This window comes from Streptomyces sp. NBC_01551, assembly GCF_026339935.1.
Classification (GTDB): domain Bacteria; phylum Actinomycetota; class Actinomycetes; order Streptomycetales; family Streptomycetaceae; genus Streptomyces.
Genome location: NZ_JAPEPX010000001.1, coordinates 316,359 through 332,745, shown reverse-complemented (window position 1 = coordinate 332,745; position 16,387 = coordinate 316,359). Strand labels below are relative to the sequence as shown.

13 protein-coding genes are annotated in these 16,387 nt (G+C 73.2%); 6 read left to right on the top strand and 7 right to left on the bottom strand.

The features are described from left to right. Nucleotide 1 precedes the first annotated feature (1 nt). Together OG982_RS01335 and OG982_RS01330 are read right to left on the bottom strand one after the other, a co-directional pair. On the bottom strand, nt 2–550 hold the full coding sequence (locus tag OG982_RS01335) for a toxin-antitoxin system, toxin component (RefSeq protein ID WP_266792288.1): 549 nt from the start codon (nt 548–550) through the stop codon (nt 2–4). A 14-nt stretch (nt 551–564) separates the two neighbouring features. After that, nucleotides 565–1,233, bottom strand: a complete 669-nt coding sequence (locus OG982_RS01330) for a hypothetical protein (RefSeq protein ID WP_266790535.1) — start codon at nt 1,231–1,233, stop codon at nt 565–567. A 1,383-nt stretch (nt 1,234–2,616) separates the two neighbouring features. Between OG982_RS01330 and OG982_RS01325 the strand changes: the two genes are divergently transcribed. Then, the gene (locus OG982_RS01325; protein WP_266790537.1) at nt 2,617–3,117 is read left to right on the top strand and encodes a hypothetical protein; all 501 of its coding nucleotides are present in this window, start codon (nt 2,617–2,619) and stop codon (nt 3,115–3,117) included. Nucleotides 3,118–3,155: 38 nt separating this feature from the next. On the opposite strand, the gene kstD is transcribed toward OG982_RS01325, so the two are convergent. Beyond that, nucleotides 3,156–4,862: a 3-oxosteroid 1-dehydrogenase gene (gene kstD, locus OG982_RS01320; protein WP_323139289.1), complete on the bottom strand. Its 1,707-nt coding sequence runs from the start codon at nt 4,860–4,862 to the stop codon at nt 3,156–3,158. 357 nt (nt 4,863–5,219) lie between these two features. Then, nucleotides 5,220–6,344, bottom strand: a complete 1,125-nt coding sequence (locus tag OG982_RS01315; RefSeq protein WP_266790538.1) for an aminoglycoside phosphotransferase family protein — start codon at nt 6,342–6,344, stop codon at nt 5,220–5,222. Between the two features lie 232 nt (nt 6,345–6,576). On the opposite strand from OG982_RS01315, the gene OG982_RS01310 reads away from it, so the two are divergent. Beyond that, entirely contained in the window at nt 6,577–8,061 is a 1,485-nt protein-coding gene (locus OG982_RS01310; protein ID WP_266790540.1) for a hypothetical protein, read from the top strand. 96 nt (nt 8,062–8,157) lie between these two features. Here OG982_RS01310 and OG982_RS01305 read toward each other — a convergent pair whose 3' ends face one another. Both OG982_RS01305 and OG982_RS01300 read right to left on the bottom strand, forming a co-directional pair. Continuing rightward, nucleotides 8,158–9,585 carry a PP2C family protein-serine/threonine phosphatase gene (locus OG982_RS01305; protein ID WP_266790541.1) on the bottom strand — a complete coding sequence of 476 codons (1,428 nt, stop codon included), beginning with the start codon at nt 9,583–9,585 and terminating at the stop codon, nt 8,158–8,160. Between the two features lie 205 nt (nt 9,586–9,790). After that, complete coding sequence (locus OG982_RS01300) at nt 9,791–10,039, bottom strand: SCO4226 family nickel-binding protein (protein WP_266790543.1); 249 nt, start codon at nt 10,037–10,039, stop codon at nt 9,791–9,793. Between the two features lie 322 nt (nt 10,040–10,361). On the opposite strand from OG982_RS01300, the gene OG982_RS01295 reads away from it, so the two are divergent. The 4 genes from OG982_RS01295 to OG982_RS30925 all read left to right on the top strand — a co-directional run bounded on the left by OG982_RS01295 (nt 10,362) and on the right by OG982_RS30925 (nt 15,162). Next, nucleotides 10,362–12,683: a xanthine dehydrogenase family protein molybdopterin-binding subunit gene (locus OG982_RS01295; RefSeq protein WP_266947746.1), complete on the top strand. Its 2,322-nt coding sequence runs from the start codon at nt 10,362–10,364 to the stop codon at nt 12,681–12,683. Nucleotides 12,684–12,697: 14 nt separating this feature from the next. Continuing rightward, the gene (locus OG982_RS01290) at nt 12,698–13,153 is read left to right on the top strand and encodes a (2Fe-2S)-binding protein (RefSeq protein WP_266790546.1); all 456 of its coding nucleotides are present in this window, start codon (nt 12,698–12,700) and stop codon (nt 13,151–13,153) included. 78 nt (nt 13,154–13,231) lie between these two features. Beyond that, a complete protein-coding gene (locus tag OG982_RS01285) occupies nt 13,232–14,824 on the top strand; it encodes an APC family permease (protein ID WP_323139216.1) in 1,593 nt (530 codons plus the stop codon). Nucleotides 14,825–14,946: 122 nt separating this feature from the next. Then, nucleotides 14,947–15,162, top strand: coding sequence for a hypothetical protein (locus OG982_RS30925; RefSeq protein ID WP_323139215.1), 216 nt, complete (start codon nt 14,947–14,949; stop codon nt 15,160–15,162). Here the strand turns inward: OG982_RS30925 and OG982_RS01280 are convergent. Continuing rightward, nucleotides 15,089–16,318 carry a CdaR family transcriptional regulator gene (locus OG982_RS01280; protein ID WP_266947744.1) on the bottom strand — a complete coding sequence of 410 codons (1,230 nt, stop codon included), beginning with the start codon at nt 16,316–16,318 and terminating at the stop codon, nt 15,089–15,091. The two genes, OG982_RS30925 and OG982_RS01280, sit on opposite strands and share 74 nt — an antisense overlap. Between the last annotated feature and the right edge of the window lie 69 nt (nt 16,319–16,387).

Below are 16,387 nucleotides of genomic sequence, written 5' to 3'. Positions count from 1 at the left end.
GTCAGCCGTTCGGTCCGCGATAGCCGAGGGTGTTCCCGATCCGCCCGGCCACGCCGTGGCGCCGGACCGAGCCGGGGGCGCCGTCGCCGCCGGACAGCCAGGCCCGGCAGCGGTCGCCGAGGAGCAGCCCGAAGGTCTCGGCCTCGATCTCGTGGGCGTCCTCGTGGTGGGAGCGCGCGGCGACGGCGGCGTAGGTCAGGTCCGGCCCGTCGGGCAGGGACTGGGCCGCGGCGGCTGCGCCGGGGCCGTGCGGGGCGGCCGTGTGGCCGGCCTGCATGTGCCACAACTCGTGCCCGAGGATGACGAGTTGATGGTCAGGGGTAGTGAACTTCTCGACGACGACGATGTCGTAGTCCTCCATGTTCAGCCACAGGCCGGAAGTGGTCAGCTGGGTGGGGAAGCGTTCGAAGCGCAGGACGATGGGCCGCCCGCCGCGGGTGGCGCTCATCGCGTCGCACAGCCGCCGCAGGAGGGTGTGCGGATCGACGGGCGCGTCGAGGTCGCGGCCGACGTCGAGGGACGAGGTCAGCGTGGCGCACAGCCTGCGCATGGAACGGGCGACACTCACGAGACCCCCTCCGACTCCGCCTCGAACTCCGACTCTGCCTTGAACTCCGAATCCGGCCCGAACTCCGGCTCTGACGACAGGATTCCGGTGATCATGCCGAGGAGCAGTGTCTCCTGCGTACGGGTGAGGGCCTTGCCCGGGGTGGCGTTGCGGGTGGAGACGGAGACGAGCCCGTACCGGCTGACGAGGTCGGCCATCATGTCGCCGCCGGAGACGTGGCGGAGCGACCGGAGTGTCGGCTGTAGTGCGCGGCTGATCGCCTGGGGCGGGGTGTCGGTGAGGAAAGTGCCGTCGTGCCCGAAGAAGCGGGCGATGCGCCGCACGTCCGGTGGCCGGTTTCCCGCCTCACCGGCCGCGAACTCGGCGACGGCCCGTGGGCTGGCGCCGATCGCGTCGGCGATGTCGGCGGGCGGGTACGGGTGCCCGCCGGCATCGCGGGAACTCGCGCAGAGGAACACGGCCCGCCGCCGGGCGGTCTCCGCGGGCCCGGCCTCGCCGGCGTCGTCCTCGCCCCGCAACAGCCCGGCGACCACCTTGGCGGGGACGCCGGTACCGGCCGCGAGAGCCTCGATGTCGAGGATCTCGTCCACGTTGAGTTGCCTCTCCTTGGCGAGCGCCCGGATCTGAGTGAGCGTCACGTCGAGGGAAGGAACAGACTCGATCATCTGCCTGCACTTCCTGTGTCCGAGGGCAATCAGCGGGCGTGCACGCCTGGGGGACAGAGTAGGCGGCTGAAAATACAAGATCCATATTGAGCCAACGATTGTTGTCGAATTGAAAGCGACCCCTGCCGGCCAACACCCCGCACCGCTCCGGGCGATGCCGGTGCCGCTACCGCTACGGGGCCCGATGACGCCGGGGCCGGGGCCGGGGCTCTGGCCGAGCCCGGGCGGCGGCACAGAACGCCCGCGCCACGCCGCTGGCCGTCCGACCCGGGGCCGTGTCGACCCGGCCCGGCCTGGGGCGCGGTTTGCCGACCGCGCTCTGGGCCCGACGGCGCGTGTGACCGTCACCGCTGGCGGTGTTCCGCGGTTGCCGCCGTCGGGCAGGGTCCCGGGTTGCTGTCGCGGAGCCGGGACGGAGCCGGGCTGGGCGGTTCCGGGGTCTGGTGGGCCCTAGGCCGACGGCGGTGCGGGAACCGCGCCGGCGGGCGCGCCGCTGACCGGCTCCGAGGGCTGCTCCCTTGCCGTGGGCCTCGTGGTGCGGACGGGCCGACGTTTTCGGCACGCCGCGAACCGCGCTCACGGGTTGCCGATGCGTGAGGGGCTGCCAGCCGTACCGGCAGCGGCAGGCGCGGCCGTGCCCGCAGGGCCGCCCCTCCGGGGCCCGGTTCGGGAGCGGGCGGGATGGGGAAACGGCCCGCGCGGCGGCCCGCCCGCGCATCGTCGTGCCTCTGGCGTCGTGCGCCGCGCCCCGGGTCTGGGCGGGCCGAGCGATCTTGCGGGCCACGCCGCCCACTGGAGCATGATCCGGGGATGCGGGGCCCGCGCGTGATCCGCCGGGCGTACCCGCTGCCCTTGCCGGGGCGAGCCGGGCCGGCCGGGGACGGAGCCCAGGATGCATCTCCCGAGTGCGCCCGGGGTGCCATGTCCTGCCGGCGGGCGGGTGCGCAGGCAGGCACCCCAGGGCCGAGCCCGGACGGGGTTGCGTTGTGGGAGGCGCGGGGCAGGTTCGGGCGGGCTCGCGGTGTGGGAGGTGCGGGCAGGGCTCGGGTGGTGCCGTGGTGTGGGGGGTGCGGGCAGGGCTCGGGTGGTGCCGTGGTGTGGGGGGTGCGGCGCTGGGCCGGGTGGTGCGGGGGAGCGGGCAGGGCCGGGCCGGTCGTGGTGTGGGAGGTGCGGCGCCGCGTCGTGGCGGGTGGGGGGCTGGGGTCGGGTGGTGCCGCGTGGGGGAGGTGCGGGGCAGGGCCGGGCGGGGTCGTGTTGTGGGAGGTGCGGTCTGGGTTCGGGACAGGGCGCGGTCTGGGGGAGCGGGGCTGGGGCGGGTCGGGGTGTGGTGTGGGATGAGGGGGGCAGGGCCGGGGAAGGGGCTCGGGCACGTACCATGGCGGCATGTCCTTCCTCCGCCGCCACCGCGCCGCCACACCCGCCGGCCCGGACTTCGACGTCCTGGCCATGGACCCGGGGGACTGGCCGGGCAATCTCGGGGCCGGGCTGCTCCCTGCCCCCGACGGCAGCTGCCAGGGCGTCTTCCTCCGCTACGACCTGTTCGGCGGACGCGGCCCCGCGATGATCATCGGAAACCTGCCCGAGGGATCCCCCGCCCGGGACCTCGCCGACGGCCAGGTCCCGTTCGAGGTGGCCCAGCTCCTCGACGCCCTCGAGAACGACGAGGACGTCGAGGTCACCGGCATCGAGGACTGCCCCGTCATGCAGGGCGACAACCTCCTCATCGTCCGGAAGATCAAGCTCTCCGAGGGCCGGATCAGCTGCGTGCAGTTCGACCGCAGTGACAACGTCCTGGTCACCATCGCCAGCTGGGACCGGCCCATCACGGACGACCTCTACGCCCTCCTGAAGCCGCTCCCCGCCGAGCTCTTCCAGCAGGGCTGAGGCAACAGGGGCGTGGCCGGCGGAAGCCGGTCGGCGCGCTACGCGTCCGCGATGTCGTTGGCCGCCACGTAGCCGAACGTCATCGCGGGCCCGATCGTCGACCCGGCGCCCGCGTAGCTGTGCCCCATCACCGCCGCGCTCGCGTTGCCCGCCGCCCACAGGCCCCGGATCACCGATCCGTCGGCCCGCAGCGCCCGCGCCCGCGCGTCGGTCACGATGCCGCCCTTCGTCCCGAGATCCCCCGGCACGATCTTGAACGCGTAGAACGGCGGCGCCCAGACCGGCGCCAGGCACGAGTTCGGGTGCACGTTCGGGTCCGTGTAGTAGTGGTCGTACGCCGTGTCGCCCCGGTGGAAATCGGCGTCGTTCCCGCTCCACGCCTGTGCGTTGAACCGGCCCAGCGTCGCCCGCAGCGCCGCCGCCGGCACCCCGATCTGCCCGGCGAGCGCGTCCCACGTCCACGCCTTCTTCGCCGCCCCCGCCTCGTACCACGCGTCCGGGAAGGCCAGCATCGGCAGGATGTCCTTGAACAGGTACTTGTTGCGGTAGTTCTGATCCACGATCAGCCACGCCGGGATGTGCGACCCGACCGCGCCCCGGTCCTTCTCGTACATCACGTGCACCACATCGCTGTACGGCGCCGCCTCGTTGACGAACCGCGCCCCGTTCCGGTTCACGATCAGCCCGCCCGGCAGCGTCCGTTCGGCGAGACAGAAGTACGGCTCGCCGGGCAGCGGGATCGACGGCCCCCACCAGGCGTCCTCCATCAGCCCCAGCGCCGCCCCGGCGCGCTCGCCGGCCCGGATCCCGTCGCCCGTGTTCTCCTTCGCGCCCACCGACCACTGCGTCCCGATCGGCTGCTGCTGGTAGCGCGCCCGCATCTCCGCGTTGTGCTCGAAGCCGCCCGAGCCGATGACGACACCCTTGCGGGCGCGCACGACGCCCCGTACGCCCTCCTTCTCCACCACCACCCCGGTGACCGCGCCGCCCTCCTGCACCAGATCGACCAGCGGGCTGTTCAGCCACACCGGCACCCCCGCCCGCTGGAGCCCCGCCCGCAGCCCGGCGGCCAGCGCCTGGCCCATGGTCAGCGGCTTCTCCCCGCGCAGCGCCGCCTTCGTACCGCGCGCCAGGCACTCGGTGGACACCGCCAGCCCCTTGGCGCTCACGGCCGCGAGGTTGAGCCACTTGTAATCCTGGCTGAACACCACCATCCCGTCCGGCACCGGCATGTACGCCGGGTTCAGGCGGGCGAGTTCGGCGCCCAGGACATGGCCGTCGATCTGGACCGGCTCGATGGAGCGACCGTTCGGCAGGCCGCCCGGCAGGTTGGGGTAGTAGTCGCTGTACCCCTCCATGAAGCGGAACCGCAGCGGGCTGTTGGCCATCACGAAGTCCAGCATCCGGGGCCCGTTGGCGAGGAACGCCTGCTGCCGGTCGGTCGGCACCTCCGGCCCGACGACGGCCGCCAGATACGCGGCCGCCTTCGCCGGGGTGTCCGGCACGCCCGCGCCAAGGACCACCGAGTTGTTCGGCAGCCATATGCCCGCCCCGGACCGCGCGGCCGAACCGCCGAAGGTCGGGGCCTTCTCGACCACGAGCACGCTCAGCCCCCGCTTGGCGGCGGTGAGCGCGGCGGTCATCCCGGCCGCCCCGGACCCGACCACGACGACGTCGTACTCGCCGAGCGGGGCCCCGTCGAAGGCCCGCGCGACGGCGGCCGGAAGCACGGTGGCGGCGAGCACCCCGGCCCCGGTCCCGGCGAGGACCGCCCGGCGGGACGGAAGGGCGGCATGCGTCTGTCCGATGCGCACGCGTTCTGGACTCACGCGTTCCGGGCTCATGCGTTCCTGGCTCGTGTGTTCTGTGCTCACGCGTTCGGGGCTTGCGGACATGGGCATGCTCCAGCGGCTGGGGAGGGCGGGGAAGGCTCGACCGTTCTGATGTCGAGTCAGAAAAGGTGTTCGGGGGATCATGTGAAGTCAAGGCATGCGCGCCGGTTGTCCGGGCATGCCCGCCCATCGGCCCCGGGAACGGCGAAATCCCGTGGCAGGCACTCCAGATGTGCCCACCACGGGATCTGCGTGATCACGCCTGCGCCGTCAGCGCGTACCCACCGCCGCACGCACCGCTCTGCGGGCCAGGCCGCAGTCGTCGTGCAGGCGGCGCAGCAGCAGCCGCTGCTCCTCGCCCGAGGACAGGGAACCCGCCGGCAGCGGCTGGGCCGGGGCGGCCGTCTGCATGGAGCGCTGGACGGCCGTCTCGGACATCCGGATCTCGCGGGTCAGGACCAGCATCAGGTTCACCAGGAACGCGTCCCGGGCCGCCGGACCGGCCGACTGCGCGAGGCGGCTGATCTGGCTGCGGGCGGCCGGGGCATCGCCCAGCACCGTCCACAGCGTGGCCAGGTCGTACCCGGGCAGGTACCAGCCCGCGTGCTCCCAGTCGAGCAGCACCGGCCCCGCCGGGGAGAGCAGCAGGTTCGACAGCAGCGCGTCGCCGTGGTTGAACTGCCACGGGGTCCCGGCCAGCTTCAGCCCGTGCAGCAGCTTCTGCAGGTCGCCGAAGTCCCGGTCGGTCAAGAGCCCCAGCTCGTGATCCCGGGTGATCCGCCGGGCGTAGTCCATCGGGTGTCCGAACAGGTCGGCCGGCGGCCGCCACTGGTTCACCCGGCACACCGCGCCCAGGGCCGCCCGTACGTCCGGCCGCGGCGGGGCCTCCACCGGATGACGCTGCAAGGCCGCCACCCGGCCCGCCATCCGCTCCACGACCAGGGTGCAGTTCTCCGGGTCCGCGGCGATCAGCCGCGGCACCCGGACCGGCGGGCGGTGCCGGACGAACGCCCTGTATGCCGCTATTTCGTGCCGGTACCGCTCACGCCACTCCGGCGAGTGATCCAGTAAAACCTTGGCGACGGCGGTCATCCGCCCCGTGGTCCCCACCAGCAGGACCGACCGGCCGCTGCGCCGCAGCACCTGGACCGGCGCGAACTCCGGGCAGATCCGCTGCACCGAGGCGAGCGCGGTGCGCAGTTGCGCGCCCTGCGGCCCCGAGAGGTCGATTCTTCCGCTCAGCGGCTGCGGTGCGGCTCCCGGGATGCGCCGGGCCCGTACGGCGCCCTGGGCCGGGGCCGTCGGACGGCCGGGATCGAGGTAGGGGCCGCCGCCCGCGGGGATGGTGCGGTGCGGCCGGACCGGCGCGGACACGGAGGACGTTGCTGCGTACATGGCGGTTACGGTTCCCTTCGTGCGCCGACGAGTTGCGTACGCCGCCCCGCCGGATCCCGTACTTCACCCTGGGGAGTTCCGCCGGTGAACCGGGTCGGGGAGGCGCATTCCTACCTGACACCCGGCCGTGGGTGGCACACCATCTGGCGGACCCTGGCGAACCCTGGCGAATAGTCGCTCGGCATCTGACGGCGGGCTACTGTCAACTCAGCCGAGAACCTGGGGGCTTGACGTGAGCAAAGGTCCAAACACCCGTCTCAACGACCTGTTCGGCCTGGCCGGCTGGTCCAAGGGCGAACTGGCGAGGATGGTCAACCGGCAGGCGGCGGCCATGGGCCACCACCAGCTGGCCACCGACACCTCGCGGGTACGGCGCTGGATCGACATGGGGGAGACCCCGCGCGAACCGGTGCCCACGGTACTGGCAGCACTGTTCACCGAGCGGCTCGGTCGTGTCGTGACCATCGAGGACCTCGGGTTCGTACGGCAGCGGCGCACCACCAAACGGCAGCCGGACGGGGCGAAGGAGAACCCCGACGGCCTGCCCTGGGCGCCCGAACGCACAGCCGCGGTCCTCACCGAATTCACGGGAATGGACCTCATGCTCAACCGTCGCGGTCTGATGGGCGCGGGAGCCGCGCTCACCGCCGGCTCAGCCCTCAGCAACGCCATGTACGACTGGCTGCGTGCCGACCCCACCCCAGCGAAGGCCGCGCCGGCCTTCGGCGACTCCTTCCAGGCCGACCAGGCGGGCTACGACCGCTACGAGGCGGCTCCGATCGGCTCGCAGGAGATCGAGGCCCTGGAGCGCTCGGTCGAGGTCTTCCGCGCCTGGGACGCCTCCAGAGGAGGCGGGCTCCAGCGCAAGGCCGTCGTGGGCCAGCTCAACGAGGTGGGCGGCATGCTGGCCTACCACCACCCCGACCACCTCCAGCGGCGCCTGTGGGGGGTGGCGGCCAACCTGGCGGTACTGGCGGGCTGGATGTCGCACGACGTCGGCCTCGAACCCACCGCCCAGAAGTACTTCGTCATCGCCGCGCACGCGGCCCGCGAGGGCGGCGACCGGCCGCGTGCCGGCGAGGCCCTCTCCCGGGCCGCCCGCCAGATGGTCCACCTGGGCAAGCCGCACGAGGCCCTCGACCTCATGAAGTTGGCGCAGTCGGGCTCCGGCGAGGAGACCCTGCCGCGCACCCGCGCCATGCTGCACACCATCGAGGCGTGGGCGCAGGCCGCCATGGGCAAGGGGCAGGCCATGCGCCGCACCCTGGGCGAGGCCGAGGACCTGTTCGTGTCCGACAAGGGCGACGTACCGCCGCCGAGCTGGATGCAGAACTTCGACGAGGCGGACCTGCACGGCATGCAGGCGCTGGCCTTCCGCACGCTCGCGGACCACGACCCCTCGGCCGCCCCGATCGCCCAGCGGCACGCCATGGAGGCGCTGCGGCTGCGGGCCAGCGGCCACCAGCGCTCGCAGATCTTCGACTACATCTCCATGGCCTCGGCCTGCTTCATCGCGGACGACCCGGAACAGGCCGACCGCTACGCCCGGCTGGCCCTGGTCTCGATGAACGAGACCTCCTCGCACCGGACGTGGGACCGGCTGCGCGAGATGTACCGGCTCACCGGCCAGTACGCCGGCTACTCGCGCATCGAGGACCTGCGCGCGGAGATCAAGCTGGCCCTGCCCAACAGCCCGACGCCGCAGCACGTCGTCTAGGGTGCCGCCGCGTGAGCACCGGACCCCCGTTCCGCACAGGACACACGAAGAAGGCCGCGCCTCCCGGCGCGGCCCCGAATCCCCTGACGGCGACGGCTATCCGCCGACCCGCGCCACCAGCACGCAGGCGTCGTCCTCGCGCTCGCCCTCGCCGAACTCCTCGATCACCATCCGCACGCAGTCCTGCGCCGACCGCGCCGACGAGAACCGCGGCGCCAGCGCCAGCAGCCGCTCGGTCCCGTCCGTCCGGCTGAACTCGATGCTGCGCGGCGTGAGCCCGTCCGTGTGCAGGACGAGTACGTCGCCCGCTTCGAGCCGCTCCTCCGCCTGCCCGTACGTCGCGCCGGAGGTCGCTCCCAGCAGCACGCCCTCCGGCGGTTGCAGCGAGCGGCCCTGGCCACGGCGGAACAGCAGCGGAGCGGAGTGTCCGGCCTGCGCCCAGGACAGCACCCGGCGCGCGGGATCGTAGCGACAGCAAACGGCCGAACCGAGGGCCGGCTGCACGGAGTTCTCCAGCAGCTGGTTGAGCCAGCCCATCAGCGGGCCCGGTTCGATGCCGGCCATGGCCATCCCGCGCAGGGCGCCCAGCATCATCGCCATCCCGGAGGTGGCGGTCACCCCGTGCCCGGTCAGGTCACCGACCGTCAGCATCGAGCGGCCGTCGGGGAGTTCGAGCGCGTCGTACCAGTCGCCGCCGATCAGCGCGTTGGTCGCGGAGGGCAGGTAGTGCGCGGCCGTGTCCAGCGCGCCGGTGCTCTGGTGCGGGAAGCGCAGGGAACCGCCCCAGGGGGGGAGTACGGCTTCCTGGAGTTCGACCGCCAGCCGGCGCTCGGTCCGCGCGATCTCCCGGTGCCGCTGGAGCGAGTCCCGGGTCTCGCGCACCGCCCGCTCGCTGCGGCGCAGGTCGCTCACGTCGCGCAGCACGGCCCACATGGAGGCCGTGCAGCCGTCGTCGTCGAGGACGGGCTCGCCCCGCATGTGCAGGGTGCGGACCCGGCCGTCGGTGCGGACGATGCGGAACTCGCCGTCCAGGGGCCGGCCGTCGACGAGGCAGGCGGTGACCATCGCGGTCAGCAGCGGCTGGTCCTCGGAGAAGAGGGTCGAGCCCAGTTCGTCCAGCGGCAGCGCACCCGACTCCGGGGACCGGCCGAAGATCTGGAAGAGTTCCTCGGACCAGGTGACCTCGTCGGTCAGCAGGTTCCACTCGGCGCTGCCGACCCGGGCCTGCCGGTCCTCCGGCACGGCTTCGGCCTCCGCCTGGCGCGGGAACTCCACCAGGTCGGGCGCGGGCGGCAGGCCCTCCTTGAGCTGGCCGAGGTGCTCGCCGAGGTCGTCGAGGTGGTGCACGGCGAGGTCGCACAGCGCGCGCTGCCATCGGCCCTGGGCGTCGTCGTCGTCCACGACGGTGTCGCGGCGCACCGCGTCCACGTCTCCGCGCAGCCGCCGGGTCTGCGAAATGAGCGCGTCCACCGACCCCGGCTCGGGTGGCTGCGCGGGACGGTCCGCGAACAGGTGGGACGGCATGAGCACTCCGATACAGGCGCGGCGCGGCCAAGTCTGAAGGAAGGACCGGTAACGACTGTGGCACAGCCCGAGACGGCCCGTAAGGCGTTTGGCAACATCCGTAACGGTGTTGCTTCTGGTATATGCCTACGGCCTTGCGGGGTCTGCGGCGCCTGTACGAACGAATCCGGTCAGCCCGGCGCGAGCCCGGCGTCCGCCCGGTGTGTCACACCATCAGCGGGACCGGGTGGATCTCGCTGGCCGGGTGCCCCGTGCGCTCGTGGATGCGCTGGACGGCCTCGGCCGAGGGGGCCTCGGACAGGCAGTAGACCATCCCGGATTCGGGGTCGGCCCAGGCCCGCTCGAAGTGGACCTTCTCGTCTCCTTCGATCGCCAGATCCGCGTTGTGGGCAGCCAGCAGCTGGTCCGCCGTGATCCCGTGCATGCCGTGGTGGACGTCCATGAACTTCGTCACCGCCGCACACCTCCTCGCTCGCTCGGTGCGCTGAACCGTTCTCCCTCCATGGTCCGCCCGCGGCCGGAAATCGGCCCTCCGGGAGGGGTGGGTCGATCGTATGGCCGACGTGTACGAGCGGGCGGTACCCCCGGACGGGGGTACGTGGCCGTTCACGGTCCCCCGCGGAGTACCCCCCGAACGGAGGACCCCCTCGTCATCGGCGAGAAGTGCTACGGAACCAGCGCTTCCCACCCCACCCCGTGATCGCTACGCTACGTGCCGGTAACGAGCCGGGGAGGTCCGCGCCGAGCGGGCCCGCGCAGGGTGGGGACACAACGACATGACGGCGCACACCGGCGCTTCCGGACGACTCGACGCGGTCGAGCAGGCCGAGCAGGCCGATCAGGCTGGACCGGCCGGCCAGGCCGGGCGGGCCGAAAAGCCGCCCGCCTCGCCCGGGCCGAGCCGCCGCTCCTTCCTCACCTACCTGGTCGCGGCCCCCACCCTCGCCCTCGTCACCCGCGCCGGGGCCGACGCCCTCGCTCCGCAGACCGCCCACGCGGTGATCCCGACCCTGCCCGCCATCGCCGACCTGGTGGACCTCGGGGACCTGTTCATCCTGGCCGGCTCGCCCACCGCCGCCCTGCTCGCGCTCTCCGTCGAGGCCGACGGGAGCATCCGCTTCCGGCTCCCGCGCGAGGAGGTCGGCCAGGGCCTCACCACCGCCGTCGCGATGCTCGTCGCGGAGGAACTCGACGCGCCCCTGGCCCACGTACGCGTGGAGCTGGACGACGCGCGGCCCGAGCTGCTCTTCAACCAGCTCACCGGCTCCTCCAACTCCATCCGCTCGCTCTACGGACCCGTCCGCCAGACCGCCGCCACCGCCCGGGCCCGCCTGGTCGCGGCCGCCGCCCGCCGCTGGAACGTTTCCGCGGGCTCACTGACCACCGCCGCCGGCACCGTCCGCGCCCCCGACGGCCGCACCGCCGGCTACGGCAGCCTCGCCGCGTCCGCCGCCGACCCGGGCCTGATCGTCCTCGGCGCCACCCCGAAGCCGGCCGCCCGGCACACCCTGGTCGGCAAGCCGACCGGCCGCATCGACGCCCGCGCCATGGTCACCGGAGCCCAGCGCTACACCCTCGACCTCGACGTACCCGGCGCCAAGCCGTGCGTACTGCGCCGCCCGCCCAGCCTCGGTGGCACCGTCAAGAGCGTCGCCAACCTGGCCGCCGTCCGGGCCATGCCCGGCGTCCTGGACGTGGTGAGCGTCCCGACCGGGGTGGCCGTCGTCGCCGAGACCTTCGGGCAGGCCCTCGACGCGAAGGCCGCGCTCCAGGTCAGCTGGGGTCCCGGCCCCGCCGACCAGCTGTCCGACGCGCAGATCCGCGCCAAGCTGCGCGCCGCCACCCCGCCGCTGCTGGTGCCGCCGCTGCTCACCCCGTACGTGGACGCCGAGTTCGACTTCGCCTTCGTCAGCCACGCCCCGATGGAGACCAACTCCGCGATCGCCGACGTACGCGACGACCGCGCCGAGATCTGGTCCGGTCTCAAGTCCCCCATCGTGGCCCGGGAGACCATCGCCGCCGAGCTCGGCCTGCCGCTCGACAAGGTCACCGTCCACGTGGTCCAGGCCGGCGGTTCCTTCGGCCGGCGGCTCTTCTTCGACGCCGCCCTGGAGGCCGCCCGCGTCTCCAAGGCCTGCCGCCGCCCCGTGAAGCTGATGTGGACCCGCGTCGACGACACCCGGCACGGCCGGATGCGCCCCGCGACCCACCACCGGATCCGGGCCACCCACCTGCTCGGCGAGGTGCTCAGCTTCGAACACCGGGTCGCCGCCGCCGAGACCGACTTCCGCCACGGCCTCGGCGAGATCATCACCGCCACCGCGGCCAGCCTCCCCTCGGGCATCGGCAACGCCACCCTCGCCCAGACCCTGTTCCTGACCACCGTCAAGTCGCCGTACCACTTCGGGCTGACGACCCAGGCCCTCACCGAGGTCCCGACCGGCATCCCCACCGCGTCCTGGCGCTCCGTCTACTCCGCCAACACCCGCGGCGCCGAGGAGATCGTGGTGGACGAGCTCGCCGAGCGCACCGGCCGGGACCCGTACCAGTTCCGCCGTACCTTCCTGAAGACCGCCGCCCAGCGGGCGGTGCTCGACAAGGCCGCCACCGAGGGGAACTGGGGCCGGGCGATGCCGGCCGGCTGCGCGCAGGGCATCGCCTTCCACGAGGAGTACAAGTCCCGTACCGCCTGCCTCGTCGAGATCGACACCCGGGACCCGGAGCACGTCCGCGTCACCAAGGCGGTCATCGCCGTGGACGTCGGCCTGCCCGTCAACCCGCGCGGACTGGAGGCCCAGATGATCGGCGGTCTCACCGACGCCATCTCCACCACCCTGCGCGCGGGACTGCACCTGGACAAGGGCCTGCCGCTGGAGGGCAGTTACAGCCAGTTCCACTGGGCGCGCCAGCGCGACACCCCGAAGGACGTACGGGTCTTCGTGCTGCCGGCCACCGCCGGCGAGCCGGGCGGCGCGGGCGAGCTCGGGGTCCCCGCCGCCGTGGGCGCCATCGCCAACGCCTACGCCCGGGCCACCGGCACGAAGCCGCGCAGTTTCCCCCTCGACTTCGACGTCGACTTCACCCCTTACCCCCGCTAGTCCAGGAGTACCTCGTGCCCTCGCACACCTTCACCGTCAACGGGCGGAGCGTCACCGTTGACGCCCCCGACGACCTGCCCCTGCTGTGGGTCCTGCGCGACATGCTGGGCGTCCACGGCCCCAAGTACGGCTGCGGCGTGGACGTCTGCAAGGCCTGCACCAGCCACCTCGACGGCGCGGACATCCGCCCGTGCGTGGTGCCCGTGTCGGCGTGCGCCGGGAAGACGGTGACCACCATCGAGGGGCTGGCCGACGGCGACGAACTGCACCCCGTGCAGGAGGCCTGGCTCGAACAGGACGTCTCCCAGTGCGGTTTCTGCCAGCCCGGGCAGATCATGGCCGCCGTCGCCCTGCTGGGGCGCACCAGCGCGCCCACGGACGAGGACATCGACGCCATCGCCAACATCTGCCGCTGCGGAACCTACTTCCGGATCCGCGAGGCCATCCGCAGCGCCGCCGCCCGGATGTGACTGGACCTATGGCATGACATCGCGGGACACAGGCCGCAGAACGGTCGAAGCGCGCAGGAGCTGGCTGATCATGCCTGAATGAGGCGTATCAATGCGAAACGCGTGCTGGTCGGCGAGCCGCTCGACACCGCGCGCCTGGGCGAGACCCTGCTGCCCAAACGGCTCGCGCTCCCGATCTTCTGCAGCGACCCGCTCTCCTCGGTGGCCTACGCCACCGAGGAGATCCTGCTGATCCTCGCCCTCGGCGGCGTCACGCTGCTGCACCTCACCTGGTACGCCGCCGCCGCGATCGTCTTCCTGATGCTGGTGGTCGTCGCCTCGTACCGGCAGACCTGCCACGCCTACCCCGGCGGCGGTGGCGCGTACGTCGTCAGCGCCGAGAACCTCGGCCAGACCGCCGCGCTCACCGCCGCCAGCGCGCTGCTGGTCGACTACGTCCTGACCGTCGCCGTGTCGGTGGTGTCCGGCGTCGCCGCGATCACCTCGGCCGTCCCCGCGCTGAGCGACCACCAAGTCGGGCTCTCCGTGGGGTTCGTGGTGCTGCTGACCCTGATGAACCTGCGCGGCGTACGGGAGTCGGGGCGGGTCTTCGCCGTGCCCACCTACGGGTTCGTCCTCGTCATCTACGTCATGTTCGCGGTCGCGGCGGTCCGGTACGCCACCGGCGACACCGTCCGCGCCGAATCCGCCGACCTCCCGATCATCGCGGAGGGCACCTTCACCGGCCTCGGCCTGGTCCTGCTCGCGATGCGCGCCTTCGCCTCTGGCTGCACCGCGCTGACCGGTGTCGAGGCGATCAGCAACGGCGTTCCCGCCTTCCGCAAGCCCAAGAGCCGCAACGCCGCCACCACCCTGGCCGCGATGGGCGCCCTGTCGATCACCATGTTCACCGGGATCACCGTCCTGGCCATGGCCTACCACGTCCACGTCGCCGCCGACCCGACCGAGCTCGGGCTGCCCGCCGGCACCCCCACCTCCACCGCGCTCGCCCAGATCGGCCGCGCCACCTTCGGAGACTGGCACTTCCTCTTCTACCTGCTCCAGGCCGTCACCGCCGGCGTGCTGGTCCTCGCCGCGAACACCGCCTTCAACGGCTTCCCGATGCTCGCCTCGATCCTCGCCAAGGACCACTACGCGCCCCGCCAGCTCTACAACCGCGGCGACCGGCTCGTCTACTCCAACGGCATCGTGCTGCTCGCGCTCGCCGCCGTCGCCCTCATCGTCGCCTTCGACGCCCAGCTGACCCGTCTCATCCAGCTCTACATCATCGGCGTCTTCGTCTCCTTCACCCTGTCCCAGTCGGGCATGGTCCGGCACTGGAAGCGGGAACTCGCCTCGCCCGCGACCCCCCGTCAGGAGCGGGTCCACATCCACCGCCGCCGCGCCATCAACGCGGTCGGCGCCTGCATGACCGCCCTGGTGCTCGTGATCGTCCTCATCACCAAGTTCACGCACGGCGCCTGGCTGGTCGTCATCGCGATGCCGGTTCTGTTCATCGGCATGAAGGGCGTCCGGCGCCACTACGACACCGTCGCCGCGCAGGTCGCCGTCGCCCCCGGGATCCGGCCGCGGATGCCCGCCCGCCACCACGTCGTCGTCCTGGTCGCCAACGTGCACGCGCCGACGCTCAAGGCCCTCGGCTACGCGCGGGGCTGCGGCCGGACACCCTGACCGCGCTGTCCGTCGCCGCCGACGAGGAGGACGCCCGCCGGCTGCGGGAGGCGTGGGCGGAACACGACCCGGGGATCCCGCTGACGCTGCTGCACTCGCCGTACCGGGAGGTGATCGGGCCGGTGCTGGCCCACGTACAGGAACAGGCCGCCGCCGAGGACACCGACGTGCTGTCCGTGGTCATCCCCGAGTACGTGGTGGGCCACTGGTGGGAACAGCCCCTGCACAACCAGAACGCGCTGCGGCTCAAGGCGCGGCTGCTGTTCACCCCTGGGGTCGCGGTGATCGACGTGCCGTACCTGCTGGAATCGGCGCGGCCGGCGCGGCCTGCGCGGTAGCCGCCGCCCGCTGCGTCACCGCCGCGTGGGCCAGCGCCAGCTCCACCACGTGCGCCGGATCGGACAGCGACCGGCCCGTGAGCTGCTCCAGGCGGCGCAGCCGGTTCGAGACGGTGTTGCGGTGGCAGTACAGCCGCTGCGCGGCGTACGTGGTCGAGCCCTGGCAAGCCAGCCAGGTCCCCAGCGTGGTCAGCAGCACCCGGCCGTCCTCCGGGGGCAGCGCCAGCACCGGACCCAGCACCACCTGGCGCAGCCGGTCCGCCAGCTCCGCGTGGGCCGCGACGAGCGCCGCCGGGAGCCGCTCGTCGAGCACGGCCGTGCGCGGGCCGCCGCCGGAGCCGGGGGCCGGCGCGGTGCGCAGCGCGAGCGCGGCCAGCCGCCGGGCCCGCGCCAGGTCGGCGGGGTCCTCCACGACCGGGCTGATCCCGGCCCGCACCCCGAGCGGCGCGAGCCGCTCCCGTACGGCCTCCAGCGGCAGGTGACCCAGCTCCACCAGGGCGCTCTCCCCGTCGGCCCGGATCCGCCGCAGCACGCGCGGGGCGCCCGAGCCGGATTCCAGGCCCGCGCTGCCGGTGCCGCCCGGCCCCAGGACGACCACCGCGAAGCGGCCGCGCTCCGGGAGGCCCAGCCGCGCGGCGGCCTCCGCCGCCGTCCCGGTGCCGTCCAGCAGCGCGTCCAGCAGGGCCGCCCGGTGCTCCCGGTCGCGCTCCCCGCGCGCCGCCTCGGTGTGCCGGTACGCCTCCGACGCGGCGTCCGTCATCTGGTCCAGTACGTCCCACAGCGCGGCGGCGCCCGGCAGCAGCCGGGGCAGCGCCGCCCGGTCGTAGGCGCCGACGGCCTCGACGAGGGTCTGCCACAGCATCCGCCCGCTGTGCCGGTAGACGCGCAGCAGCGAGTCGAGCGGCAGGCCCTGCTCGGCCCGGAGCCGGCCGGTGGCGCGGGCGTCGGCCAGCTCCGGCGGCAGCCCGCGGGCGCTGCGAGCCAGGCCCTCGACGGCCTGGCGCAGGGTGAGGTGGATCCGCTCGCGCAGCTCGGCGCGGCCCAGCAGCGCGGCGTACGCGGGATCCTCGGCCAGGGTGCGGTCGGCGAGCCGGTCGGCCGTCACGGCGATCCGGCGGGCCAGGTCCTCGCGTATCTGCTCGATGATCCGATCCATGACCGGCAGAGTGACACGGGCGGGGGGCCGGTGGGGAGGGTGCCGACCGCGCCGCGTCCGCTAGCGTGT

What these genes read in the sequence shown, in the direction of transcription:
- OG982_RS01280 (WP_266947744.1), bottom strand. Translation starts at nt 16,318, where the DNA reads ATGGATCGGATCATCGAGCAGATACGCGAGGACCTGGCCCGCCGGATC.
- OG982_RS01295 (WP_266947746.1), top strand. Translation starts at nt 10,362, where the DNA reads ATGACGGCGCACACCGGCGCTTCCGGACGACTCGACGCGGTCGAGCAG.
- OG982_RS01325 (WP_266790537.1), top strand. Translation starts at nt 2,617, where the DNA reads ATGTCCTTCCTCCGCCGCCACCGCGCCGCCACACCCGCCGGCCCGGAC.
- OG982_RS01305 (WP_266790541.1), bottom strand. Translation starts at nt 9,585, where the DNA reads ATGCCGTCCCACCTGTTCGCGGACCGTCCCGCGCAGCCACCCGAGCCG.
- OG982_RS01315 (WP_266790538.1), bottom strand. Translation starts at nt 6,344, where the DNA reads ATGTACGCAGCAACGTCCTCCGTGTCCGCGCCGGTCCGGCCGCACCGC.
- OG982_RS01285 (WP_323139216.1), top strand. Translation starts at nt 13,232, where the DNA reads ATGAGGCGTATCAATGCGAAACGCGTGCTGGTCGGCGAGCCGCTCGAC.
- OG982_RS01330 (WP_266790535.1), bottom strand. Translation starts at nt 1,233, where the DNA reads ATGATCGAGTCTGTTCCTTCCCTCGACGTGACGCTCACTCAGATCCGG.
- OG982_RS01335 (WP_266792288.1), bottom strand. Translation starts at nt 550, where the DNA reads ATGCGCAGGCTGTGCGCCACGCTGACCTCGTCCCTCGACGTCGGCCGC.